Origin of the sequence: Sphingomonas sp. PWP1-2, assembly GCF_049898305.1 — a bacterium.
Classification (GTDB): domain Bacteria; phylum Pseudomonadota; class Alphaproteobacteria; order Sphingomonadales; family Sphingomonadaceae; genus Sphingomonas; species Sphingomonas glacialis.
This window is the reverse complement of record NZ_JAFCXM010000002.1, coordinates 663,316-685,717: the sequence shown is the minus strand read 5'-3', so window position 1 is coordinate 685,717 and position 22,402 is coordinate 663,316. Positions and strand designations below refer to the sequence as shown.

17 protein-coding genes are annotated in these 22,402 nt (G+C 67.7%); 7 read left to right on the top strand and 10 right to left on the bottom strand.

Annotated elements, in window-relative coordinates; translation table 11 throughout:
- The first annotated feature begins 29 nt into the window (after positions 1 to 29).
- From ACP7C5_RS08025 to ACP7C5_RS08005, 5 genes are all read left to right on the top strand, one after another.
- Complete coding sequence (locus tag ACP7C5_RS08025; RefSeq protein ID WP_426263823.1) at positions 30 to 710, top strand: ABC transporter ATP-binding protein; 681 nt, start codon at positions 30 to 32, stop codon at positions 708 to 710.
- The gene (locus tag ACP7C5_RS08020; protein WP_426263822.1) at positions 700 to 3,228 is read left to right on the top strand and encodes an FtsX-like permease family protein; all 2,529 of its coding nucleotides are present in this window, start codon (positions 700 to 702) and stop codon (positions 3,226 to 3,228) included. Before ACP7C5_RS08025 ends, ACP7C5_RS08020 begins: the two co-directional genes overlap by 11 nt.
- Complete coding sequence (locus ACP7C5_RS08015) at positions 3,228 to 4,292, top strand: lipocalin-like domain-containing protein (RefSeq protein WP_426263821.1); 1,065 nt, start codon at positions 3,228 to 3,230, stop codon at positions 4,290 to 4,292. The genes ACP7C5_RS08020 and ACP7C5_RS08015 overlap by 1 nt, the downstream gene beginning before the upstream one ends.
- Before the next feature lie 63 nt (positions 4,293 to 4,355).
- Positions 4,356 to 4,682, top strand: a complete 327-nt coding sequence (locus ACP7C5_RS08010; RefSeq protein WP_426263820.1) for a DUF485 domain-containing protein — start codon at positions 4,356 to 4,358, stop codon at positions 4,680 to 4,682.
- Positions 4,679 to 6,382 (top strand): cation acetate symporter, encoded by a 1,704-nt coding sequence (locus ACP7C5_RS08005; RefSeq protein WP_189677275.1) that lies wholly within the window; start codon positions 4,679 to 4,681, stop codon positions 6,380 to 6,382. The genes ACP7C5_RS08010 and ACP7C5_RS08005 overlap by 4 nt, the downstream gene beginning before the upstream one ends.
- 138 nt (positions 6,383 to 6,520) lie before the next feature.
- Here the strand turns inward: ACP7C5_RS08005 and ACP7C5_RS08000 are convergent, their stop codons facing one another.
- From ACP7C5_RS08000 to ACP7C5_RS07975, 6 genes are all read right to left on the bottom strand, one after another.
- Positions 6,521 to 6,796: an HU family DNA-binding protein gene (locus ACP7C5_RS08000; RefSeq protein WP_133187930.1), complete on the bottom strand. Its 276-nt coding sequence runs from the start codon at positions 6,794 to 6,796 to the stop codon at positions 6,521 to 6,523.
- Positions 6,797 to 6,985: 189 nt separating this feature from the next.
- Entirely contained in the window at positions 6,986 to 7,663 is a 678-nt protein-coding gene (locus ACP7C5_RS07995; RefSeq protein ID WP_426263819.1) for a nitroreductase, read from the bottom strand.
- A gap of 118 nt (positions 7,664 to 7,781) precedes the next feature.
- Positions 7,782 to 9,173 carry a phospholipase D-like domain-containing protein gene (locus ACP7C5_RS07990; protein ID WP_426263818.1) on the bottom strand — a complete coding sequence of 464 codons (1,392 nt, stop codon included), beginning with the start codon at positions 9,171 to 9,173 and terminating at the stop codon, positions 7,782 to 7,784.
- 214 nt (positions 9,174 to 9,387) lie between these two features.
- Positions 9,388 to 9,594, bottom strand: a complete 207-nt coding sequence (locus tag ACP7C5_RS07985) for a helix-hairpin-helix domain-containing protein (protein ID WP_426263817.1) — start codon at positions 9,592 to 9,594, stop codon at positions 9,388 to 9,390.
- Positions 9,591 to 10,085, bottom strand: coding sequence for a nucleoside deaminase (locus tag ACP7C5_RS07980; protein ID WP_426263816.1), 495 nt, complete (start codon positions 10,083 to 10,085; stop codon positions 9,591 to 9,593). The genes ACP7C5_RS07985 and ACP7C5_RS07980 overlap by 4 nt, the downstream gene beginning before the upstream one ends.
- 49 nt (positions 10,086 to 10,134) lie before the next feature.
- A complete protein-coding gene (locus tag ACP7C5_RS07975; protein WP_426263914.1) occupies positions 10,135 to 11,322 on the bottom strand; it encodes a DUF2252 family protein in 1,188 nt (395 codons plus the stop codon).
- Between the two features lie 297 nt (positions 11,323 to 11,619).
- On the opposite strand from ACP7C5_RS07975, the gene ACP7C5_RS07970 reads away from it, so the two are divergent.
- Positions 11,620 to 13,035 carry a M20/M25/M40 family metallo-hydrolase gene (locus tag ACP7C5_RS07970; RefSeq protein ID WP_426263815.1) on the top strand — a complete coding sequence of 472 codons (1,416 nt, stop codon included), beginning with the start codon at positions 11,620 to 11,622 and terminating at the stop codon, positions 13,033 to 13,035.
- An 83-nt stretch (positions 13,036 to 13,118) separates the two neighbouring features.
- The gene (locus tag ACP7C5_RS07965; protein ID WP_426263814.1) at positions 13,119 to 15,227 is read left to right on the top strand and encodes a M3 family metallopeptidase; all 2,109 of its coding nucleotides are present in this window, start codon (positions 13,119 to 13,121) and stop codon (positions 15,225 to 15,227) included.
- A gap of 69 nt (positions 15,228 to 15,296) precedes the next feature.
- Here the strand turns inward: ACP7C5_RS07965 and ACP7C5_RS07960 are convergent, their stop codons facing one another.
- Genes ACP7C5_RS07960 through ACP7C5_RS07945 form a run of 4 tightly spaced genes read right to left on the bottom strand, consistent with a single transcriptional unit; the run spans position 15,297 to position 22,380 of the window.
- On the bottom strand, positions 15,297 to 17,834 hold the full coding sequence (locus ACP7C5_RS07960; protein ID WP_426263813.1) for a beta-glucosidase: 2,538 nt from the start codon (positions 17,832 to 17,834) through the stop codon (positions 15,297 to 15,299).
- A gap of 37 nt (positions 17,835 to 17,871) precedes the next feature.
- Positions 17,872 to 19,770 carry a glycoside hydrolase family 2 protein gene (locus tag ACP7C5_RS07955; protein ID WP_426263812.1) on the bottom strand — a complete coding sequence of 633 codons (1,899 nt, stop codon included), beginning with the start codon at positions 19,768 to 19,770 and terminating at the stop codon, positions 17,872 to 17,874.
- 7 nt (positions 19,771 to 19,777) lie between these two features.
- Positions 19,778 to 20,980, bottom strand: coding sequence for a mannonate dehydratase (gene uxuA / locus ACP7C5_RS07950; RefSeq protein ID WP_426263811.1), 1,203 nt, complete (start codon positions 20,978 to 20,980; stop codon positions 19,778 to 19,780).
- 59 nt (positions 20,981 to 21,039) lie between these two features.
- The gene (locus ACP7C5_RS07945) at positions 21,040 to 22,380 is read right to left on the bottom strand and encodes an alpha/beta hydrolase family protein (RefSeq protein WP_426263810.1); all 1,341 of its coding nucleotides are present in this window, start codon (positions 22,378 to 22,380) and stop codon (positions 21,040 to 21,042) included.
- Between the last annotated feature and the right edge of the window lie 22 nt (positions 22,381 to 22,402).

Here is a 22,402-nt window from a genome sequence, read left to right as displayed (position 1 = left end):
GCCGCCCTGGCAAGCGGCGACAAGGGCGGATGGCCCATCCTGTTCTACTGACGGTGCGCGCGCTCGCGAAAAGCGTTCCCGGACCGCGATCGCTGTTTCATGCGCTCGATCTCGAGGTGGCGGCGGGGGAGATCGTCGCGATCACCGGCGAATCGGGTGTCGGCAAATCGACGTTGCTCAATATCCTCGCCGGGCTCGACGATGCCGATACCGGCGAAGTGGCGATCGAGGGTGTCGTGCTCGGCACGCTCGGGGAGACGGCGCGCACGCGGTTGCGGCGCGAGCGGATCGGCTTCGTCTTCCAGGCCTTCCACATCCTGCCCTATCTGACCTTGCGCCAGAACGTCGCCTTGCCGCTCGCCTTGGTGTCGGCCGACGGCGCGGCGGCGCAGGCCGAGGCGGAGGCGATGCTCGTCGCGGTCGGGCTTGGCGGGCGCGGCGAAGGCTATGCGCGGGATCTGTCGGGCGGAGAGTTGCAGCGCGTCGCGATTGCACGCGCGCTCGTCCACCGCCCGGCACTGATCCTCGCCGACGAGCCGACCGGCAACCTCGATCCCGAAACCGCGGCGCGCGTCCTGACGCTCTTCGCCAATGCTGCGCGAGATCGCGGTGCGGCGGCGGTCATGGTCACGCATTCCGATGCCACTGCTGCGATTGCCGACCGCGTACTGACGCTCACCGCCGAGGGGCTGGTCGCGCGTGCGCGCTGAGCCCGGCCTGTGGTCGGGACGGCGGGCGCTCGGCTGGCTGATCGGCGGCGAGTGGCGCTTTCACCCGGCGCGTTTCCTCGTTACCGCGCTGGCAATCGCGGTGGGCGTTGCGCTCGGCTTTGCGGTGCATCTCGTCAACGGATCGGCGCTGGCGTCGTTCGACAGCGCGGTACGCGGGGTCAATGGCAGCGCCGACCTGAGCGTCAAGGCGACGAGCCGGCTCGGCTTCGACGAACGCCTCTACCCGCGCGTCGCGAGCGCGACGGGCGTTATGGACGCAAGTCCGGTTGTCCAGCTCGACGCGCGGATCGGGACGGCACGCGTGACGCTGCTGGGGCTCGACATTCTCCGCGCCGCTGCGGTGACGCCGACGCTGATCGGGGTTGGTGCGCAAGCGGCAAACGGGGTCGGCGGCGATGTCTTCGACGAAGCGAGCGTGTTCCTGTCGCGCACCGCGCTCGAGCGGAGCGGAGCGAAACTGGGTGCGGTCGTCACGGTCGAGGCGAACGGACGCGCGGTTCCGCTGCGGGTTGCGGGCACGCTGCCGGGGGTGGCCGACGGCAGTGCGGTCGCGGTGGTCGACATCGCCGCGGCGCAGTGGAAGTTCGACCGGATCGGACGGCTCGATCGGCTCGACGTGGCGGTGGCGGATCGCGCAGCGGCGGAAGGTGCGCTCGCCACGCTCCTGCCAGGCAACGCCGTCGTCTCGACCGCGCAGGCGCAGAGTTCGCAGGGCGACGCGCTGTCGCGCGCGTACCGCGTCAATCTCGACATGCTCGCGCTCGTTGCGTTGCTGACCGGCGGGTTCCTCGTCTATTCGGCGCAGTCGCTGTCGGTCGTCCGACGCCAGCGCGCGTTCGCGTTGCTGCGCACGCTCGGCATGCCGCGCGGCGGGGTGATCGCCGCGGTCGTCGCCGAGGGCGTGGCGATCGGCGTGATCGGATCGGGTCTCGGGCTTGCGGCAGGCTATGGCCTTGCCTGGGCCGCGGTGCAGTGGCTCGGCGGCGATCTGGGCGCCGGGTATTTTCGCGGGGCCGGGGCAGGGGTGGTGTTCCAGCCCTGGGCCGCGCTCGGCTTTTTCGCGATCGGCCTGCTTGCGGCGATCGTCGGGAGCGCGGTGCCGGCGCGGCTGGCGGCGCGCGCGGCGCCTGCCGCGGCGCTCAAGAACGCCGGCGATGTGCTCGATCCGCGGCAGCGCGTGGCGTGGTGGCCCGCCGCTGCGCTGTTGCTGGCGGGCGGCGCGGTGTCGCTGCTGCCGCCCGTCGCGCACTTGCCGGTGTTCGGCTTTGCCGGGATGGCGCTGTTGCTCGCCGGTGGCATAGCGGGCGTGCCGTGGTTCGCCCGCGCGCTGCTCGCGCCGCTCGCCGCGCGCGCGATCGGAACGGTGCCGCGCCAGCTTGCGATCCGGCATTTGCACGGTGCGCCGGGCGAGGCCGCGACAGCGCTGTGCGGTATCGTCGCCTCGACTGCGCTGATGATTGCGATGGCGACGATGGTGACGAGCTTCCGCGGCGCGGTCGACGACTGGCTCGGCGATGTGCTCAGCGCCGATCTCTACATGCGCACCAATGCCGGCGCGAGCTTCGACCCTGCGACTCGCGCGACGCTCGCCGCGACGCCGGGCGTTGCGCGTCTCGCCTTCGGGCGACAGCTCCAGCTGACGATCGCGCCCGATCGTCCCCCGATCGCGCTTGTCGCGCGGCCAACGCCCGGCGCCGGGGATCGGCAGTTGGTGCTGATCGCGCGCGCCGACGCACTTCCGGCGGGTGTTCCACCGATATGGGTGTCGGAACCGGCGGAGCGGCTTTACGGCTGGCACCCCGGCGCCGTGATCCGCTTGCCGATCGGCGGCGGCACGCGCTTTGCGGTCGCGGGAGTGTGGCGCGACTATGCCCGCCAAGGCGGGGCGGTGCTGATCGATGCGGCGGCGTATCAGCGCTTGACCGGCGACACCGGCAGAGACGAGGCCTCGGTCACGCTCGAGCCGGGCAGCGACGCTGCCGCAGTGATGCAGCGGCTGCGCGCGCGGCTGAGCCCGGCGCTGCGCGATCAAGTCGACATCACGCAGCCGGCGACGCTGCGCCGCTTCGCGCTGACGCTGTTCGACCGCAGCTTTGCCGTGACCTATCTGCTCGAGGCGATCGCGATCCTGGTCGGGCTGGCGGGCGTGGCGGCGACGATGTCGGCGCAGACGCTGGCGCGCGAGCGCGAGTTCGGGATGCTCCGCCATCTTGGCCTGACGCGGCGTCAGCTCGGGGCGATGCTCGCGACCGAGGGGGCAATCGTCGGGCTGACGGGTGCGCTGGCGGGGATCGGGCTCGGTCTCGTGCTGTCGCAGGTGCTGATCCATGTCATCAACCCGCAATCGTTCAACTGGACGATGGCGACGCGCGTACCTGTCGGGACGCTGGTCGCGGTGGCGGCCGCGCTCACCGGGGCAGCGGCGGTGACCGCGCTGCTGGCAGGGCGACGCGCGACGTCGCGCAGCGCGGTGCAATCGGTACGGGAGGATTGGTGATGCGTGTCTCCCCGGCCATCGCATTGCTCGCCGCGGCGAGCCTGACCGCGTCAGCGCCGGCGCCCTATCCCGTGGTGAAGCCTGGCATCACGCTGCGCTTCCCGCGTGATCACGGTGCGCATCCGCCGTTCCGCACCGAATGGTGGTACGTGACGGGCTGGCTGCGCACCGCCGACGGCGCCGATCTCGGCTTCCAGGTCACGTTCTTCCGCACGCGGCCGCCGGTCGATCCGGCCAATCCGAGCCGCTTTGCCGCCGGGCAAGTGCTCTTCGCCCATGCCGCGCTGTCCGACCCGCGGATCGGGCGCTTGCTCCACGGCGAGCGCTCCGCCCGCGCCGGGTTTGGCCTTGCAGGTGCAAGCCCCGCCGATGCCGATGTCACGATCCGCGACTGGCGGCTCCGCCGCAGCACCGACGGGCATTGGGCGACGCAGGTGGCCGCGCGCGACTTCGCGCTTGCGCTCGCCTTCGCGCCGACCCAGCCGCCGCTGCCGCAGGGCGCGGGGGGCTATAGCCGGAAGGGCCCGGAAGCTGGTGCAGCGAGCTATTATTATTCGATCCCGCACCTCAAGGTCTCGGGCCAGGTGCGGCGCGGCGCCAAGTCGGTCGCGGTGACCGGCGAGGCGTGGCTCGATCGCGAATGGTCGTCCAACTATCTGCAGGGCGAGGCGCAGGGCTGGGACTGGACTGGCCTCAACTTCGATGACGGCAGCGCGCTGATGGCGTTCCGCATCAGGCGCAAGACGGGCGGCACGCTATGGGCGGGGGGATCGCTGCGCCGCGCCGACGGCACGACGGTCGTGCTCGCGCCGGGCGACGTGGCGTTCCGCCCGGTGGCACGGTGGCGCAGCCCTGTGACGGGCGCGGTCTATCCGGTCGCGCAGGAGCTCAGCGTGCGGTTGCCCGACGGCGTGCACCGCTGGCCGCTCACCCCGCTGTTCGCGGCGCAGGAACTCGACGCGCGGCGGAGCGGTCTGCCGGTCTATTGGGAGGGCGCGGTGCGGACGACGGGCGGGCGCGGCTATCTCGAGCTGACGGGCTATGACCGCGCATTGAAGATGTGACGTCTTGGCGGTTTACGCCGTAAGGTGCGTTGCCAAGCGGCGCATCCTTGTGGATGATGCGCCATGCCCGCATCACCCCAATCCGACGCCGCGCTCGAAGCGCGCATTGCCGCCGACCCGCGATACGCCGCGCTCGTGCGCGACCGGCAGCGCTTTTCGTGGACGCTCACCGCGATCACCGTAATCGTCTATAGCAGCTTCATTTCGCTCATCGCGTTCGACAAGCCGCTGATGGCGCAGCCGATCGGCGGCGGCACGATCAGCCTCGCGGTGGTGCTCGGCGCGGCGATGCTGATCGGCACGGTGGCGATTTGCGCGGTCTATGTTCGGCGCGCGAACGGCGAATACGACGCCCGGCTCGCCGAGCTGCTCGCGAGCGTCGCCGCATGACGCGCAACCTGTGGTGGACCGCCGGCCTGCTTGCGTTGCTCGGCTGGGCAACCGGCGCGACCGCGGCGATCGGCGGCGCGATCCAGCGTCAGCCGACGAACTGGACCGCGATCCTGATGTTTGCAGGGTTTGTCGGGATCACGCTGTTCATCACCGGCGCGGCGGCCCGGCGGACTCGAACGGTCTCCGATTTCTATACCGGCGGCGGCATCACCGGCTTCCAGAACGGCCTGGCGATGGCGGGCGACTATTGCTCGGCGGCGTCGTTCCTCGGGATCACGTCGCAGATCTTCAACGATGGCTATGACGGGCTGATCTACGCGATCGGCTTCCTCGTCGGCTGGCCGATCGTCTTGTTCCTGGTGGCCGAGAAGCTGCGCAACCTCGGCCAGTTCACCTTCGCCGACGTCGCCTCGTACCGCTTCCTCCAGGGCCCGGTGCGCAGCTTCGCCGCGCTGAGCACGCTGCTCGTCGTCTCCTTCTATCTCATCGCGCAGATGGTCGGGGCGGGGCAGCTCGTCCAGCTGTTGTTCGGTCTGCCGTATCTCTATGCGATCACCGTCGTCGGCGGGTTGATGATGATCTACGTCCTGTTCGGCGGGATGCGCGCGACGTCGTGGGTGCAGATCATCAAGGCGGTGATGCTGCTGTGCGGTGCGAGCTTCCTCGTGCTCGGCGTGATGGCGCATGTCGGCTTCTCGTTCGAGACGCTGTTCGCGCGCGCCGTCGCGATCAAGACGCGGCTGGCGCTCGAGAGCGGTCTTTCACCCGCCGATGCGGCGGCCAAGGGGCGTGCGATCATGGGGCCGGGCGGGTTCATCAAGGATCCGATCTCGGCGCTATCGTTCGGCTTCGCGCTGATGCTCGGCACTGCCGGGCTGCCGCACATCCTGATGCGCTTCTTCACCGTTCCCGACGCGCGCGAGGCGCGCAAGTCGATCATGTGGGCGACCGTCTGGATCGGCTATTTCTACGCGCTGACCTTCGTCCTCGGATTCGGCGCGATCGTGATGATCTCGTTCAACCCGGACTATGTCGGCGTGGACGGGCTCTTGCGCGGCGGCAACAACATGGCGGTGATGCACCTCGCGCATGCGATCGGCGGGAATCTGTTCCTCGGCTTCATCTCGGCGGTCGCATTTGCGACGATCCTAGCGGTGGTGGCGGGGCTGACGCTATCGGCGGCGTCGGCGATCTCGCACGACATCTATGCGAGCGTGCTCCGCAAGGGCGATGCCGATCCGGTCAAGGAATTGCGCGTGTCGCGGATCACGACGATCCTGCTCGGGATCTCGGCGATCATCCTCGGCGTCGTGTTCGAAAAGCAGAACGTCGCCTTCATGGTCAGCCTCGCCTTCGCGCTCGCCGCGTCGGGCAATTTCCCGGTGCTGGTGATGTCGCTGCTGTGGAAGGGCTGCACCACCAAGGGCGCGGCATGGGGCGGCGCGATCGGCCTGCTCGCGGCGTTCGGCCTGACGGTCGTGTCGCCGGTGATCTGGGTAGCGGTGTTCGGGTTCGACCACGCGATCTTCCCGTACAGCTCGCCGGCGTTGTTCTCGGTGCCGGCCGGGTTCTTCGCGATCTGGTTGATTTCGACGCTCGACCGATCACCGCGCGCGGCGATCGACCGGGCGGCTTACCCAGCGCAACGCCTGCGGTCCGAAACCGGCATCGGCGTCCACGACTCGGTCGCGCACTAAGCGGAAGGGAGGCGCCGCCGCTTTGGTGGCGGGCGGTGAGCAAGCGGGGGTGCTGCAAGTCGCGGAGCATGGTGCCGCCGCGACCTGCACCCCGTTCGCGCATCGGGATCCGGTCGAATCCCGATGCGCGCCGATGGATCAGCCGTTCAGCGCATCCTTGAGCGCCTTGGCGGGCGCGAAGCCGAGCTTCTTCGACGCTGCGATCTGGATCGTCTCGCCGTTCGAAGGGTTGCGGCCTTCGCGTGCGGGGCTGTCCTTGACCTTGAACTTGCCGAACCCGGCAAGCGCGATTTCTTCACCGGCCTGCGCCGCTTCGGTGATCGCTGCGAAGACGCTATCAACGATAGCCTTGGCGTCGGTCTTGGGGATGCCGTGTGCGGTGGCGATTTTTTCGTTCAGGTCGGCATTGTTCATGAGACATGTCCTGCAGAAGAAAGGGAACCGGCGCCCTAACGAGCGATCCGCGCCATGACCAGTGGGTGTGTGACGGACAGCGCCCGGATTCGGTGCGGTTTGTGCGCAAAATCGGTGGATGCGAGGCGCAAAGACCGCAAATGCGGGGTTAACTGCGGGCCGTGGGCGCAGCGGCCGGCCGAGCGCGGCTCACTCCCCGAATCCGACGAAAACCGCGGCGTCCGCGACCGATCGGCGCTCGGAGACGACGGCGTTCGCGGGGAATTCGGCGTCGGGCCAGCCCAGAGCGATGCTCTTCATGATCACCTGATCGTCGGGGATCCCGGCATGTTCGCGCACGACGGGGGATTGCATGATCCCCTGACTGTTGATCACCGTGCCGAGTCCGCGCGACCAGGCGGCGTTGACCAGCGCGGTCGCGACTGCGCCGCAGTCGAACGCGGTGTCGTCGCTCTCGGCGAGGTCGCGATCGTAGGTGATGATGACGCAGATCGGCGCGTCGAACTGCCGAAAGCCGCGCATCACCCAGTCCTGCCGCGCATCCTTGTCGTCGCGCGCGATCCCCATCGCGGCGAAGAGCTGCTTGGCGACGCCGATCTGGCGGTCGCGATGCGGGCCGGCGAACGCGGTCCCGGTGCGGAATTCGCGCGACTGCGGGATTCCCGCCACCATCCGTTCGGTGTTGCCGGCGCGGATCGCATCGAGCGCGCTGCCGCCGATGACGTAGAAATGATAGGGCTGGGTGTTCATCGACGAGGGTGCGCGCATCGCCAGCGTCAGGATCTCCTCGATCAGCGGGCGCGGCACCGGGTCGGGGCGATAGCCGCGGATGCTGCGCCGTCCGAGGATCACATCGTCAAAGTCCATGGGAGCTCCTTTTCGGGGGATGGCGACGCCGCGTCACGCGCTAAGATCTCGCGCCACGTTGCAAGCAGGGCCGAAGCCCCGGGTACGGGAAGCGCCAGCCGGGAAACCGCATGCCACATCACCCGAACGGATGGCGAAGCCGACGAAAGAGTCCGCGCTTGGCGACGCTTTCGAAGATTTCGGACGGGTCTTCAGGGTCGAGCACCTCATTGTCGGCGAGCCAAGCTTCGACCTCGCTGAGATCGGGGATTTCGTACGGCCGCAGCGATCGGCCCGTGCCGCGCAGCGCCTCGATCGTCGCGATCAGCGAGCCGCTCGAGTCGATCCGCGCGGCAACCTTGGCGACCGACACGCCGAGATGCTCCGCGATGAGGCCATCGCGGATCGCGCGAATGGCATCGGCGCCTTCGTCGCCGGCGTCGATCGTCACGTCGCATTCGGTGTCGAGGCCAAGCGAGCGATTGTTCATGTTCGCCGATCCGATCCGGAGCATACGCCCATCGACGATCATCACCTTGGCGTGGACATAGATCGGCGTGCCCTTCTCCGTGAACGGATGGTACAGCCGGAGCCGGCCGTGGGGGTCGCGCTGCTTCAGCGCAGCGACGAGGCGCGCGCGCGCCGTGTCCATCGCGAGCGGCTCGAGCCAGCCCTGGGCGTGCTCGGGATTGATGATCACGATCTCGGGACCATCGGCTTCGGCCAGCCGCGCCGCGATTGCCTCGGCGATCTTGCGCGACGCGAAATACTGGCTTTCGGCATAGATCGAGACCTTCGCCGACGCGATCTGCGCGACGAACAAATGTTCGATCTCGCGAATTTCGGGGCAGTCGGGCATGTCGGGCGAAGTTCGGGCAATCCCGACCTGAACCTGCTCGAACTCGGTTGCCAGCCCCTTGGGCCAGCAGCGCCCCGGCGTATCGGCCGCCTCGACCGGGTCGAGCGGGTGCCCGCCGGCATGTTCCCAGCGATCGCGGGCGAGCTCGCCCAGCGCCGCCGCAACGGGGCCCTGCAACGCGGTCGTCGCATCGTGCCAGGGCGTATAGGGTTTGCCATTGGCCAGCACACGGCGTGGCTCGACATCGCGGTGATGCCGCGTGTCCCACCGCTCGCTCGTCATGTCGATCCCGCCGCAGAATGCGAAACAATCGTCGATCACGACGATCTTCTGGTGGTGCGAACCGCCGGTCGGGTGGAAACTGTCGAGCTTGGTATGGATCCGCGGATGCTGCATCCACCGCGCCAGCGTGATGATGTTCGAGCCGCGCACGAGCGTCTTGAGCGCGCCGACGTCCCACCGCAGCAGGAAGATCTCGAGCTCGGGATTGCGCTCGGCGAGCCAATAGATGAAGTCGCCGACCGCCTCCGGCTCGCCGGCTTCACGGTCAGATCCGACGAGGTGGATGCGTGCGTCGAAATCCCAGCCGATCAGCATGATCCGACGACGCGCCTGAAGCATCGCGAGCCGGGCGTTCTTGAAATAGTCGTCGGCGTCGATGAGTACGCTCATCCGGGTTGCCTCAGCGACGCGCCAGAATGCCTTGTTGTCCAAGCCCACGCGATGTCTTCCCAATTGCGTCGTGTAACGATCCGTCCAAAGGCTGATTGGCCAAGGTCGGCTCCACACGCAATCGCTTCTTATCAGACTCGCGTCACGCAGCCCTAAAGGTCTTGTGGCAGCTTGCTCAGAAACGCCGGGCTGAATCGCTGTCGGCTACGGCGATTCAGTCGCCGCCAACCGTCAGAGCCGCCTTGCTTGCATCGGCCTTGCCGGTGAGGCCCGGCACCTCGTCGAGCTGGCGCAGATCGGTAAATCGACCACGCTCGCCGCGATAGCGCACGATCTCGAATCCGTGGCCTTGCAATCCCGGCACTTGGTCGAGTTCCTGGGCGCTGGCGGTATTCACGTCGATGAGGGGCGCCGTGCTCATAGATTTGCCTGCTCTTCCTCGGGGAGGGTCGCGTCGGGTCCGTAATAGAGGGTGGCGCATTCGTCGGCGAGGCAGCCGCCCTCGATCGTGATGTCGTCGCGATAGGCATCCTGGATGAAACCCAGCGTATCGACGTGGCGCGCCTCGAAATACATCGGGTGGACATCGTCCCGGCCCGCCCCGAAGACGACGCGCCCGACTTTCGACCAGATCGAGGCCATCGTGCACATGCCGCACGGCTGCAGCGTCGAGTAGAGCGTCGCGCCGCGCAGTTCGAGTTCGCCCGTGTCTTCGCAGGCTCGGCGGATCGCCATCATTTCCGCATGCGCGGTCGCATCGGGCAGTTCGTGCGTCTGGTTGCGCTCGGCTGCGATGACCTTGCCATCGAGCACGATTACGCAGCCGAGCGGCGAGGTTGATGGGTCCGAACCCTTCGACCGCGCGACCTCGATCGCCATGCGCATATACTTCTCGTCGTCATTCGCGTGCATCGGAATCTCCTTGGTGAAGTCGCAACGCACATCGCGCGAAATCGACGCGTCAGGCGGCGAGCGCATAGCGACGGCAATGGTCGAGATAGCCCGCCTCATGGCTGCCAGCGAGCGATACGACGCTTTCCCAGAGCCACGACGGCGTGTCGATCGCACCGCGACGGTCGGCCTCGAGCACGGTGATCCACGCCTCGCGCGTCGCGCTGTCCATTTGCCGGGCGTGGGCCTTGCCGACGACGAAGGCGAGATAGCGCGCCGAGCGAACGGCTTCTGCATGGTTGAACTGGTCGACCTCGAGCTTGAGATCCTGCGGCGCCAGTTCGCGGATGAACAGCGACCGGCCGAGCATGCGAACCGCCTTCATCCGCGTGCCCAGATGCGGCGAGAGCGCGCGCGCCGCGGCAACGACGCGGTCGCCATTGTCAGCGGGCATCGCCGCGTCGGCGGCGGCGGGTGCGATTGGCGCGGTTGCTTCCTTGAGGTCGGCCAGCGCGTACGACCAGCGCCCCTTGCTCGTCTTCATCCCGACGATCGCGGCATAGCGGAGCAGCCCGAGCGAACTGCAGCCCTTCATCCAATATGCGGCATCGACCAAACGCACTTCGCGATCAGCCGGCTTGCCCTTCATCGACAGGATGAGGTGCTCGACGGCAGGATCGGCGAAGAGCTGTTCGAGCGCGGCACGCTCGTCTGCCGCCAGCGCCCAGAACTTCTTGCCGAGCGGTATGCGCGGCTCGATCGCTTCGAGCCGCTCCTTGGCGAGATGCCGCCAGCGCCGGCCCAGCGCCGCACGCTTGATGCTGCGGACGACCTCGGGCTCGACGCCCGGGTCGCCGCTGGTCGGATCGTGAATGGCGGCGGCATAGCCATCGATCATTTCTTCCATCATCCGGGCGGTCGTGACGCCGGGCAGATCCGACCCGCGCGCAGCAGTCGCCAGGGACAGGCCAAGCCGGATGAGATCATGCGCGGGATTGCCGATGACGGCCTGATCGAGGTCGCGGATCTGGATCTCGACCCGCCCGTCGCCATTGGCGAGGGGGCCGAGATTGCCGAGATGGCAGTCGCCGCAAATCCAGATCGCCGGACCTTCGGGCACGCGGCGCGAGGCAGGCGAGTCCGCGAGCCATTCGTAAAATTTGGTGGTGTTTCCGCGAACATAGGCGTGCGCCGAGCGCGCCATCTTCAGTGTGCGTGTGGCTTCGAGAACGGCGGTACGGTCGGTAGGCAGGGGCATCGTCAGGCGGACCTCGGTGAGTGGCGATCGCATCAACGCGCATCGGCCGCATTTGTAACGCAGTGTTGCGGAAGTGTTGGGACGCCGGGGAAAACGTCGGGAATTGGTCCGCGACGCGCGCGTCGAGCGGGGCGATGCAGCCAGGCCGCAGCTTCGGCATCGAAACGCCGCGGGGGCGGGGGGACACCGCCGCGGACCGATCCGCGCCCGCGTAAAAGATCGCTCCGCCAAGGCTTCCCGATTGCCCTTTGTCTGCGCATAGTGTGCGCCAAGGGACGCCAGACACGGGGAAGCACGATGAAGAATGCCGCGACGATCGCCATCGGTCTGGCGACGCTGACGAGCCTGTTTGCGGCGGAGCCCGGCGCGGCGCAAACGCTGCGGCCCGACCAGCAGGCGTTCCGCGCGCTCTACAAGGAAATGGTCGAAACCGACACCAGCATCACGACGGGCAGCTGCACCGTGCTCGCCGGCAAGGTTGCCGCGCGCTTCAAGGCGGCGGGCTTCGCCGATGCGCAGATCACCCCCTTTTCGGTCCCCGACCATCCCAAGGAAGGCGGGCTGGTCGTCGTCTATCCGGGCAGCGCGAAGAGCGTCAAGCCGATGCTGCTGCTCGGCCATATCGATGTGGTCGTCGCCAAGCGCGAGGATTGGGTGCGCGATCCGTACACGCTGATCGAGGAAAACGGCTATTTCTATGGCCGTGGCACCGCCGACATGAAGGCGCTCGACGCGATCTGGGTCGATAGCCTGATCCGCTTCAAGCAGCAGGGATACCAGCCGAAACGCACGATCAAGCTTGCCTTAACGTGTGGCGAGGAGACGAGCTGGGCATTCAACGGTGCGTCGTGGCTCGCAGCGAACAAGCCCGAGCTTATCGCTGCCGAGTTCGCGCTCAACGAAGGCGGCGGCGGGCGCAGCGACGGGCACGGCAAGCTTGTCATCTCGACGCTCCATGTCGGCGAGAAGACCGCGATCAACTACCGCGTCGAGGCGACCAATCCGGGCGGGCACAGCTCGGCACCGGTCAAGGAAAACGCGATCTACCAGCTGTCCGACGCGATGGTCCGGCTGCGCGCCTATGATTTCCCCGTGATGATGACCGACACGACCAAGGCTTATTTCCGCACCGCCGGCGCCGCGCGCGGCGACGCGATGGGGCGTGCGATGATCGCACTCGCCGCCAATCCCGCCGATACCGCGGCGCTGGCAACGGTCGACACCGACAAGAGCTATCATTCGATGCTGCGCACGACCTGCGTTGCGACGCTGCTCGACGGTGGCCATGCCAATAACGCGCTGCCACAGCGTGCCGGCGCGAACATCAATTGCCGGATCTTCCCCGGCGTTTCGCCCGACGCGGTGCGCGACCAGATCGCTGCGGTCATCGCCGATCCCGCACTGAGCGTGAAGCAGACCGACAGCCGCGGGCCAGTCGCCAAGCCAGTGCCGCTCGACCCGAAAATCGTCGAGCCCGCGCGGACGCTGCTCGCCAAATACTATCCCGGCGTGCCGCTCAGCCCGATGATGTCGACCGGCGCGACCGACGGCATCTTCTTCGAGGCGATCGGCATCCCGGTCTATGGCCCACCGGGCACCTACGGCGACCCCGACGGCAACGGCACGCACGGCCTCAACGAGCGCGCGATCGTCAAGGCGGTCTATTCGGGGCGCGATTACCTGTTCGATCTGATCAAGGCCTATGCCGGCTGAGCAACGCCGGGCGGGATGATCGCCCGGGGTCGACACGCTGCGGCTGCCTTCGCTAGGCTCGCCGCATCCCGAAAGGACTGAAGATGCGCCATGTTTTCCTGCTTGCTACCGTTGCCGCGGTGATCGGCTTCGCGCCCGCGCAGGCCGAAAATCCCTTCGCGCAGCGCAGCACGCTGCCGTATCAGGCGCCGCCGTTCGACAAGATCCAGGACGGCGATTACCAGCCCGCGATCGAGCAGGGGATCGCCGAAAGCCTCGCCGAAGTGCGCGCCATCGCCGACAATCCCGCCGCGCCGACCTTCGACAACACGATAATCGCGATGGAACGGCAGGGGCAGATGCTCGCGCGCGCGCAAGCTGCGTTCGGTCAAGTCGCGCAGGCAAACACCAATCCGACGCTGCAGGCCGCCCAAGCCGTCCTGGCACCCAAGCTCGCCGCCTATGGCGACACGATCTTCCTCGATCCCAAGCTGTTTGCCCGCGTTAAGAGTTTGTACGACCGCAAGGCGTCGCTCAAGCTGGACGCCGAGCAAGCGATGCTCGTCGAGGAATACTATACGAACTTCGTGCGCGCCGGCGCGCAATTGTCGGCGGCCGATCAAACTACGCTGCGCGATCTCAACAAGCAGATCTCGATGGCCGGTATCGCGTTTCGCCAGCGCTTGCTTGCGGGCACCAAGGCCGGGGCGCTGGTGGTCGACGATCCGGCCAAGCTCGCCGGGATGTCGCCGGGCGAGGTCCAGTCGGCAGCGCGCGACGCCGCCGAGCGCAAGCTGCCGGGTAAGTATCTCCTGCCGCTCCAGAACACGACCGGCCAGCCCGCGCTCGAGGCGCTGAGCGACCGCACGACGCGCAAGGCGCTGTTTGACCAGAGCTGGACGCGCACGCAAAAGGGCGACGCGAACGACACGCGCGCCGCGATCCTCCAGCTGATCGCGCTGCGCACGCGCAAGGCCAATCTGCTCGGTTACAAGACCTGGGCGGATTATTCGCTTGCGGAGCAGATGGCCAAGACCGCCGACACGGCGCGCGGCTTCCTCGATGCGCTCGATGCTCCGACCGCTGCGGCGCAGGCCGCCCAGGTCGGTGAACTTCAGCAAGCGATCGACGCGGAGAAGGGGGGCTTCAAGCTCGAGCCGTGGGATTGGGAATTGTACGCCGAGAAGGTCCGCAAGGCGAAGTTCGACCTCGATCTCAACGAAACCAAGCCGTATCTCGAGATCTGGAACGTGCTCGAAAACGGAATCTTCTACGCCGCCAACCAGCTTTATGGGCTGACCTTCAAGCGGCGTAGCGACATTCCGACCTATCATCCCGACATTCGCGTCTACGAAGTGTTCGAGGAAAACGGCAAGCCGCTCGGGCTCGCCTATTTCGATTACTGGAAGCGCGACAACAAGTCGGGTGGCGCGTGGATGAACAGCTTCGTTCGGCAGGCGAAGATCTTCGGAACCAAGCCGGTTATCTCGAACACCGCCAATTTCACCAAACCGGCGGCCGGCCAGCCGGGGCTGGTGACGTTCAGCGACGTGCGGACGATGTTCCACGAATTCGGCCACGGGTTGCACGGGCTGTTCGCGAACCAGACCTATCCGACGCTGTCGGGCACCGCGGTGGCGCGCGATTTCGTCGAATTCCCCTCGCAGTTCAACGAGCATTGGGCGCTCGAGCCGCGCGTGCTCGCGCATTACGCGCACCATTATCAGACCGGGGCGGCGATGCCGCAGCCGCTGGTCGACAAGATCAAGCGCGCCGAGACCTTCAACCAGGGCTACAGCTTCGGCGAGACGCTGGCCGCAGCGCAACTCGACATGGCGTGGCATTCGGTCCCGGCGACCGCGGTGCTGAGCGACGTCGATGCGTTCGAGGCCAAGGCGCTCGGCGCGACCGGGCTCGACGTGGCGCATGTGCCGCCGCGCTATCGCTCCAGCTATTTTGCGCACATCTGGGGCTCGGGCTATGCGGCGGGCTATTACGCCTATCTGTGGACCGACATGATCCAGCAGAATGTCTACGACTGGTTCGTCCAGCATGGCGGGATGACGCGCGCGAACGGACAGCGCATCCGCGATCTGGTGCTGTCGCGCGGCCATACCGAGGATTACTCGGTCATGTTCCGCGCAATGACGGGACACGACCCGCAAGTCGCGCCGCTGCTGCGCAAGCACGGCCTCGACCCGAAGACCCCCTAAGCGGCATCGCCGGCGGCTGACCGCCGCCGGCGAGCGCCCGCCGACTTCCGAGCGGACACGCGCCGGGGCCTATCGAACGAACTGGCCCGCTTCGACGAGGCTGGCCGGCGACGCCGACGTGCCGACCCACACCGTGTAGCGACCCGACGCGATCACCCAGCGATGCTCCGCGCTGTTCCAGACGCCGAGCGGATGATGGCTGGCGGCGGGATCGATCGTGATCGTTACGCTCTGCGTCGCGCCGGGCGCGACCGTGACGCGCCCGAACCCGACGAGGCGCTTCGGCGGCTGTTTGACGCCCAGCCGATCCGCACTCTCGGGGAGCGAGACATACGCCTGGACGACCTCGGACCCCGAACGCTGCCCTGTGTTCCTGACACTGAGCGAGACGCGGTAGCGGCCCGTCGCAGCGTCGGTGGCGAGCTTCGGTGCCGATGTCGCGAAGCGGGTGTAGGACAAGCCGTGGCCAAACGCGAACGCCACGCAGGGGTTCACCCCGGCGACCGGCGCGCATTTCCCCAGCGAATTGGCGTCGTACCAGCGATAGCCGATGGCGAGCTTCTCGCTATATTGGACGGCCTGGAACGCGCCGCCTGCATCGCGCACGCCGGGGAATTGACCGGCGGTGATTTCGTCGAGAAATCCCTTACCCGCGACGGGGAAAGTGACGGGCAGCCGGCCGACCGGATCGACCCGGCCAAACAGCAGATCGGCGACGATGTTGCCGTCTTCCTGGCCGGGAAACCACGTTTCGAGGATCGCGGGGCCTTGCCTCCCCAGCAACGCAGGGTCCATCGCGACGCTGGCATTGTCCTTGAGCACGAGCACGGTCTTTGCCGGCATCGCGACGCCGGTGGTCGAGCGCGCAGCGAGGATCGCCTGCAGCATCGCCCCGGTCTGGCTCGACTTGGCGGTATTGCCTGCGGGATCGGTCGTGGCAATCGCGCTCGGCTTGGCGACGTACCAGTCGAGCGACAGGCCCGCCGCCGCCGCTGCCGCCAGCTGGTGCCCGTCCTTGTCGGCAAAGGTTGCGCGGTCTGCGCCTTCCTCGGCGTTGGTGCCGGCCATGACGACGACCGAGTCCGACACCCCGATCGTCTCGAGCGCCTTGGCGAACGGGACCGAAACCCCGTCGATCGTCGCGCTGGCATTGGCATCGTCGATCAGCACCAGCTTGACCACCGCGTCGCCGCGCCCGAGTTCGCGTAGCGCGGTGCGGATGCCGTCGACCGGGGAAACGGTGTAGTCGGGCACCACGTCGGAGCTCCCGCCGCCCGCGCCCATTGCCTTGCCGAGGATCGAGCCGCCCGCGATCGCTTGTTGCGCATAGGGTTGCGAGGCCTTGCCGACGAGCGCGATGCTGCGCGCGGTTGGCGACAGTGGCAATGCGCCGTTATTCTGCAACAACACCGCCGCGCGCGTGCCGATGGCCCGCGCGGCTTTTCCGCCCGCGACGAAATCGATCGGCGTCTGGACGAGCTTGCGGTCGAAGATCCCCGCCTTGAACATCTGCGTATAGCGCCGTTCGAGCGCGGTATCGATCTGGCCGATCGCCAGGCTATGCTGGCCGAGTGCGGCGCTGATCTTGTCGGGCGACCAATAGAGCGGCGTCGGCATTTCGTGATCGGTGCCGGCCTCGAGCGACGGCACCGTGTTCTTCAGCGCGAAGAAATCGGTCTGGACGTAGCCGCTGAAATTCCAGTCGTCGCGCAACACGCCGGTCAGCATCGCCTTGTTGGCGCATGCCTGCAGGCCGTTGAGATAATTGTACGAACACATGATCGCGGCGACCTTGCCGTCCTTCACGCTCATTTCGAACGGGAGCAGATACAGTTCGCGCAGAACTTGGTCGTCGACGGTCTCACGGATCGTCATCCGGTTGGTTTCCTGCTCGTTGGCGACGAAATGCTTCGCCATCGCGATGATCCCGGCCGACTGCACGGCCTTGGTCTCGGCGACCGACATCGTGCCCGCAAGATACGGATCCTCACCGAAATATTCGAAATTGCGGCCGAGGATCGGCAAGCGCGCGAGGTTCATCCCCGGCGCTTCGAAGACGTGCAGCGCGAGGTTGTTCATCTCGGTCGCGATGACGCCGCCAAAGTCGGCCGCGACGCGCGGGTCGAACGATGCCGCCACCGCCATGCCCGACGGGAGCGCGGTCGCGTGCGCCGAGCTCGGGTGCGAGTACGGGTGAAAGAACGGCGCGCCCGGAACTGCGCGCGCCTTTTCGACGTCGCGCGAGACGCAGTCGTTCTGGCCGACCCCGACCGGGCCGTTGGTGATGCGGAAGGTCGGAATGGCGAGCGCGGCAATCCCCGTGACGTGGCGCGCGCCGAAGCATTCGGGGAGTTCGGGGAGGACCGACGGTTCGCTGCCGGTCAATTGCTGGAGCTTCTGCGCCAGAGTCATCGCCGCGACGAGCTGACGCGCACGCGACCGGGCGATCGCCTCCCTGGCCGCATCCGCGCGCGCGGCGGCTTGTTTTGCAACCGTGGCGCGCGCCATCCACGGGTGTGGCGTCGCAGCGTGTGTCGGGCCGGGGAGGCCCAGCGCCAGCGCCGCCACTCCTGCGAAATGGGCGATGCGCGCGGTGCGGATGGTCATGCTCTGCTCTCCTGTAGGGCCGCTTCGCGCGGCCTCGTCACTTCGCGCGGGGTGTTGCCTTGGCGTCGTAATAGGTCGCCAGCACGCCGAACGCCTGCTTGCGCTCGCCCGTCTCCGAGATCAGCCCCTTGCGGTTCCAGCCTTGCTGGAAGTCGGGATTCTGCCGCCGTGGCGAGCGGAAATCCTTGAGGATCCACGGCGACATGCCGCGCAGCGTCGGCACGCGATCGGCCATCGCCAGCGTCGCGCGGTAGAAGTCGGCCTGGAATTCCTCGGAGAATTTCTGCGGCGCGGCACCGATGTCGTGGAAGCCGGCGCGCGCATCGGCGCCGAATTCTGAAAAGACCAGCGGCTTGCCGGCCGGCACGCGCCAGCTGACGCCGGGCACGTCAGCGAGCCGGTCGGGCGTGTACCAGCCGTTATAGGTGTTGATCGCCAGCACATCGAGCACGTCGGCGAGCGGATCGGCCATCGTCATCACCGGTCCGGTCGGACCCTGCGAGCGTTCGACCAGCAGCGCCGCGCTGACGAGCCGCGTGTCGTCGAGCGCGCGTACGTCGCTGACGAGCGTGCGCAGGAAAGTGTTGCGCGCATCGGTCACTGGCGTCTCATTGGCGACGCTCCAGATCGCGATCGAGGCGCGGTTGCGGTCGCGCAGGATGTTTTCCGCCACCATGTTGCGCGCCGTCGCCAGCGTATCGGGGTTGGACCAGGCAACGAGCCAATAGACCGGCACCTCGCTCCACACGATCAGGCCCATCTCGTCGGCCATCCGCGTCATCACTTCGGAATGCGGATAGTGCGACAGCCGGACATAGTTGCCGTGCAACCCGTCCTTGATCTCGCCGAGCAGCGCGCGCGCAGCCGCCTGCGTGATCGCGCGGGTCGGCTCGGTGCCGATCTCCTCCTCGTGGAGCGAGATGCCGCGCAGGAAGATCGGTTTGCCGTTGAGCAGGATGTCAGTGCCGCGCACTTCGATCGTGCGGAAGCCGATCCGATCGCGCCACGTGTCGGCCCCGGCGGCGATCGTCACGTCATAAAGCTGCGGGCGTTCGGGCGACCAGCGGATCAGCGCGCGGGGCGCGGCGACGGTCGCGCGCCAATCGCCCTTCACATCGGTGCGCCCTGCCAGATCGAGCCCGAGCTTGGCGATGCGCAGATGGAGCGGCTGGTCGCCGGCCTGCGGACCACGCAGATGCGCCTCGACCGCCAGCTTGCCGTCACGCGTCATGCGCACCCAAGCGTCGTCGACATAGGTGTCGGGCGTCGAGATCAGCCGCACGGCGCGCGTGATGCCGCCGTAATTCTCCCAATCGGTGACGGGCGGCGGCACGGTGGCCGCAGTTGCTTGGGAATCGACTCCGACGGTAATCTGGTTGTCGCCGTCGCGCAGCAGTCCGGTGACGTCGAACGCGAAGGGCGTGAAGCCGCCTTCGTGGCGCCCGAGCGGCTTGCCGTTCAGATAGACGACGGTCGCGTAATTGGCGGCACCGAAGCGCAGGAAGCTGCGCACCTTGCGCTGCGCCGGCGCGGGGAAGCTGCGCTGGTACCACATCAGCCCCTGATAATGGCGTAGCTCGGGTGCCTCGGTGAGCCACGACGAGGGCAGGGTGGTGACGGGCGAGTGCGGCAAATCGAACTCGAACAGCGCGCGATTGTCGTCGCGCATCGCCTTGCCGACGTCGAGATCGAGATAGCGTTGCTGCGACAGCCCCGGCACTTCACCGTGGAAGCCGGCCAGCCCCGAGCGGAACGGGTCGATCGAATAATGCCACGGCCCCGACAGATCGACTCCGTCGCGCATGTCGGCCGAGGCGAGCAGCGGACTGGTCTTGACCGTCGCCAGCGTCAGCGGCTGCGGGGCAACCTCCTGCGCCGCGACCGGCGCCGCTCCGACGAGCACCGCCGCCACCAAATACCGAATCTTGCGGGTCATCTGCACGTCAGTGCTCCTCTGTGGTGATCTGTGGGTGTGCCGCGTCGGCGCGCGCGAAGGCGATGCCGCGTTCGAGCCCACGCAATTCGGCGAGCCCGCGCATTCGGCCGAGCAGCGAATAGCCCGGGTTGGTGCGCTTGGTCAGATCGTCGAGCATCTGGTGCCCGTGATCGGGGCGCATCGGGATCGAGCGTCCGAGCCGCTTCTGCAGCCGATGCACCGCGCCCACGATCGCCGCCATGTTGGCATCGCCTTCGAGGTGCGGGGCTTCGTGGAAGGCACCATCGGGCTCGCGCTGGACCGATCGCAAATGGAGAAAGCCGATCCGGTCGCCGAGCCGATCGACCATGCCGGGCAGATCATTGTCCGCGCGAACCCCGAACGATCCCGCGCAGAAGCACAGCCCGTTGGCGCGGCTCGGCACACGCGCGAACAGGTCGGCGACATCGGCCTCGGTGCTGACGGTGCGCGGCAGGCCGAAGATCGGGAAGGGCGGGTCGTCGGGATGGACGACCAGCTGCACGCCGACTTCTTCGGCGACGGGGCAGACGGCTTGGAGAAAGGCGATATGGTTGGCGCGCAACTGGTCGCGGCCGATCTCGGCATAGGTGTCGATCGCCGCGAGGAATTCGGCCTCGGTGAAGCTCTCCTCGCTGCCCGGCAGCCCGGCAACGATCGTCCGCGCCAGTGCGGTGCGCGCCGTGTCGTCCATCGCCGCAAAGCGGCGGCTTGCGGCATCGACCAGCGCGGGCGCGTAATCGCCCTCGGCACCGGGACGGCGCAGGATGTGGATGTCGTAGGTCGCGACCGCCTCGAGCTCGAATCGCAGCGCGAGCGCGCCATCGGGCATCGCCCAGGCCAGATCGGTGCGAGTCCAGTCGAGCAGCGGCATGAAATTGTAGGTGACGACCGTGATCCCGCACGCCGCCAGATTGCGCAGACTCTCGCAATAGTGCGCGATCAGGCGGTCGCAGTCGGGCCCGCGCGTCTTGATTACCTCGTGCACCGGCACGCTTTCGACGACACTCCAGCCAAGCCCGGCTTGCTCGATCATCGTCTTGCGCGCGGCGATCGCGGCGCGCGGCCAGACGTCGCCATTCGCCACCTCGTGGAGGGCGGTCACCACTTCGCTCGCGCCGGCCTGGCGGATATCGCGGAGCGAGACCGGATCCTCGGGGCCGAACCAGCGCATCGTCTGTGTCATCAACATGAAGGCACTAGCTCCCGAGCCGTTGCACCGATGTGCGGCGTGGCCCTCAACGTTTCTGTCTAATCGGCGCGTTTGAATTCGAAGCTCATGCCCGCCGCCTTGCCCGGCTGGAAACCCTTCCACAGCGTCGCGGCGGGCGGGCCGGGGCTGTATTCGGTGTGGCGGCCAGGCGTCAGCCCGGCCCAGACGCCGTCGTTCGAATTGGGCACGAGTCCCTCGAGATAGCTCGCCTTGGCGGCGTCGTCCTTGACGTAGCGGTCGAGGAACGCGGTGATGAAATGCGTCTCGACCGCGAGCAGCCGGTCCTTGCGCCACACCGCATCCTCGAACCAGTCCTTGTCCCAGAAGCTGCGCTGCATCGCCGGTGGCGCGGCGATCAACCCGATGCTGTGGCCGGCCTCGCGAAAGGTGAGCAGATAGCGCGGCGCGTGGACGGCTTCGTCGAACAGCGTGCGCACGCCAGGCGCATAGCCGACGGTGCGGTCCTGGCTGCCGACGATGAACAGCGTCGGGGCCGTGAGCGCGCCGACGCCGGGTTTGGCCCAGAGCGGCGTGCCACGGATCACGCTTGCCGGGGAAATCGCCACCACGGCTTTCAGGTTGGCGACCTTGAGCGTGTCGGCCGCGCGGGCCCCCGCGACATACGGCGCAAGCACGCCGCGCGTCGCCGCCGCGAGCCCCGGATCGAGCGGTGCGCCCGCCGCGGTCAATACGCCGTAACCGCCCATCGAATAGCCGATCAGCGCGGTCCGCGTCGGGTCGGCGCTGGCGAACAGGCCTTGCCCCGCGGTCGCGCGCCGCTGCGCCTCGGCAGCGACGAAGGCGATGTCGAGCGGGCGCCGCGTGATCGGGCCGGCGGCGGCCGCCGCGGTGCGGATCGTGATCGAGGGATCGCGAAACGCCGGGGTGACGACGAGATACCCCTTGCTCGCGAGGTTCTCGCCGAGCCAGGACAGCACTTCGGGGGTGTTGCTGTAGCCGTGCGCGAGGATGACGAGCGGGAAGCGGCCGGCGGCGGCCTGCGCGCCTGAGGTGGCGATGCCCGCAACGGTAAAGACGACGTCGCGGCCGTCTTCGCCCGGTAGGCCGGTGCGATAGAGCGTGCCGCGTCCGGCTGCTGCGGCGGGATACCAGATTTTGAGCGGGAGATGCCGGTCAGCCACCGTCGGTGCCGCTGTGCCCGTCAGCGGATCGGCCTGTGCCGGTTGGACGAACTCCACGTCCGCGACCCCGACCGGATGCGCGCCAAGCCGCGCGAGTTCGGGCGCATCGATGCCGGGCCGGGCTTGTGCGGTCTGCGCCGACGCCTCTCCGACAGGTGCCCGTTGGGCCGGGGCGGCGCTGGTAAGGAGCGCCCCGGCACCACACGCGGCGAGCGCGATCTTCAGCTTGTGCTGCATCATACGGTCCCTGATCAAGTTC

What these genes read in the sequence shown, in the direction of transcription:
- ACP7C5_RS07990 (WP_426263818.1), bottom strand. Translation starts at nt 9,173, where the DNA reads ATGAGCGTACTCATCGACGCCGACGACTATTTCAAGAACGCCCGGCTC.
- ACP7C5_RS07965 (WP_426263814.1), top strand. Translation starts at nt 13,119, where the DNA reads ATGCGCCATGTTTTCCTGCTTGCTACCGTTGCCGCGGTGATCGGCTTC.
- ACP7C5_RS07980 (WP_426263816.1), bottom strand. Translation starts at nt 10,085, where the DNA reads ATGCACGCGAATGACGACGAGAAGTATATGCGCATGGCGATCGAGGTC.
- ACP7C5_RS08010 (WP_426263820.1), top strand. Translation starts at nt 4,356, where the DNA reads ATGCCCGCATCACCCCAATCCGACGCCGCGCTCGAAGCGCGCATTGCC.
- ACP7C5_RS07985 (WP_426263817.1), bottom strand. Translation starts at nt 9,594, where the DNA reads ATGAGCACGGCGCCCCTCATCGACGTGAATACCGCCAGCGCCCAGGAA.
- uxuA (WP_426263811.1), bottom strand. Translation starts at nt 20,980, where the DNA reads ATGTTGATGACACAGACGATGCGCTGGTTCGGCCCCGAGGATCCGGTC.
- ACP7C5_RS08015 (WP_426263821.1), top strand. Translation starts at nt 3,228, where the DNA reads ATGCGTGTCTCCCCGGCCATCGCATTGCTCGCCGCGGCGAGCCTGACC.
- ACP7C5_RS07945 (WP_426263810.1), bottom strand. Translation starts at nt 22,380, where the DNA reads ATGCAGCACAAGCTGAAGATCGCGCTCGCCGCGTGTGGTGCCGGGGCG.
- ACP7C5_RS07995 (WP_426263819.1), bottom strand. Translation starts at nt 7,663, where the DNA reads ATGGACTTTGACGATGTGATCCTCGGACGGCGCAGCATCCGCGGCTAT.
- ACP7C5_RS08005 (WP_189677275.1), top strand. Translation starts at nt 4,679, where the DNA reads ATGACGCGCAACCTGTGGTGGACCGCCGGCCTGCTTGCGTTGCTCGGC.
- ACP7C5_RS08025 (WP_426263823.1), top strand. Translation starts at nt 30, where the DNA reads ATGGCCCATCCTGTTCTACTGACGGTGCGCGCGCTCGCGAAAAGCGTT.
- ACP7C5_RS07960 (WP_426263813.1), bottom strand. Translation starts at nt 17,834, where the DNA reads ATGACCATCCGCACCGCGCGCATCGCCCATTTCGCAGGAGTGGCGGCG.
- ACP7C5_RS07975 (WP_426263914.1), bottom strand. Translation starts at nt 11,322, where the DNA reads ATGCCCCTGCCTACCGACCGTACCGCCGTTCTCGAAGCCACACGCACA.
- ACP7C5_RS08000 (WP_133187930.1), bottom strand. Translation starts at nt 6,796, where the DNA reads ATGAACAATGCCGACCTGAACGAAAAAATCGCCACCGCACACGGCATC.
- ACP7C5_RS07955 (WP_426263812.1), bottom strand. Translation starts at nt 19,770, where the DNA reads ATGACCCGCAAGATTCGGTATTTGGTGGCGGCGGTGCTCGTCGGAGCG.
- ACP7C5_RS07970 (WP_426263815.1), top strand. Translation starts at nt 11,620, where the DNA reads ATGAAGAATGCCGCGACGATCGCCATCGGTCTGGCGACGCTGACGAGC.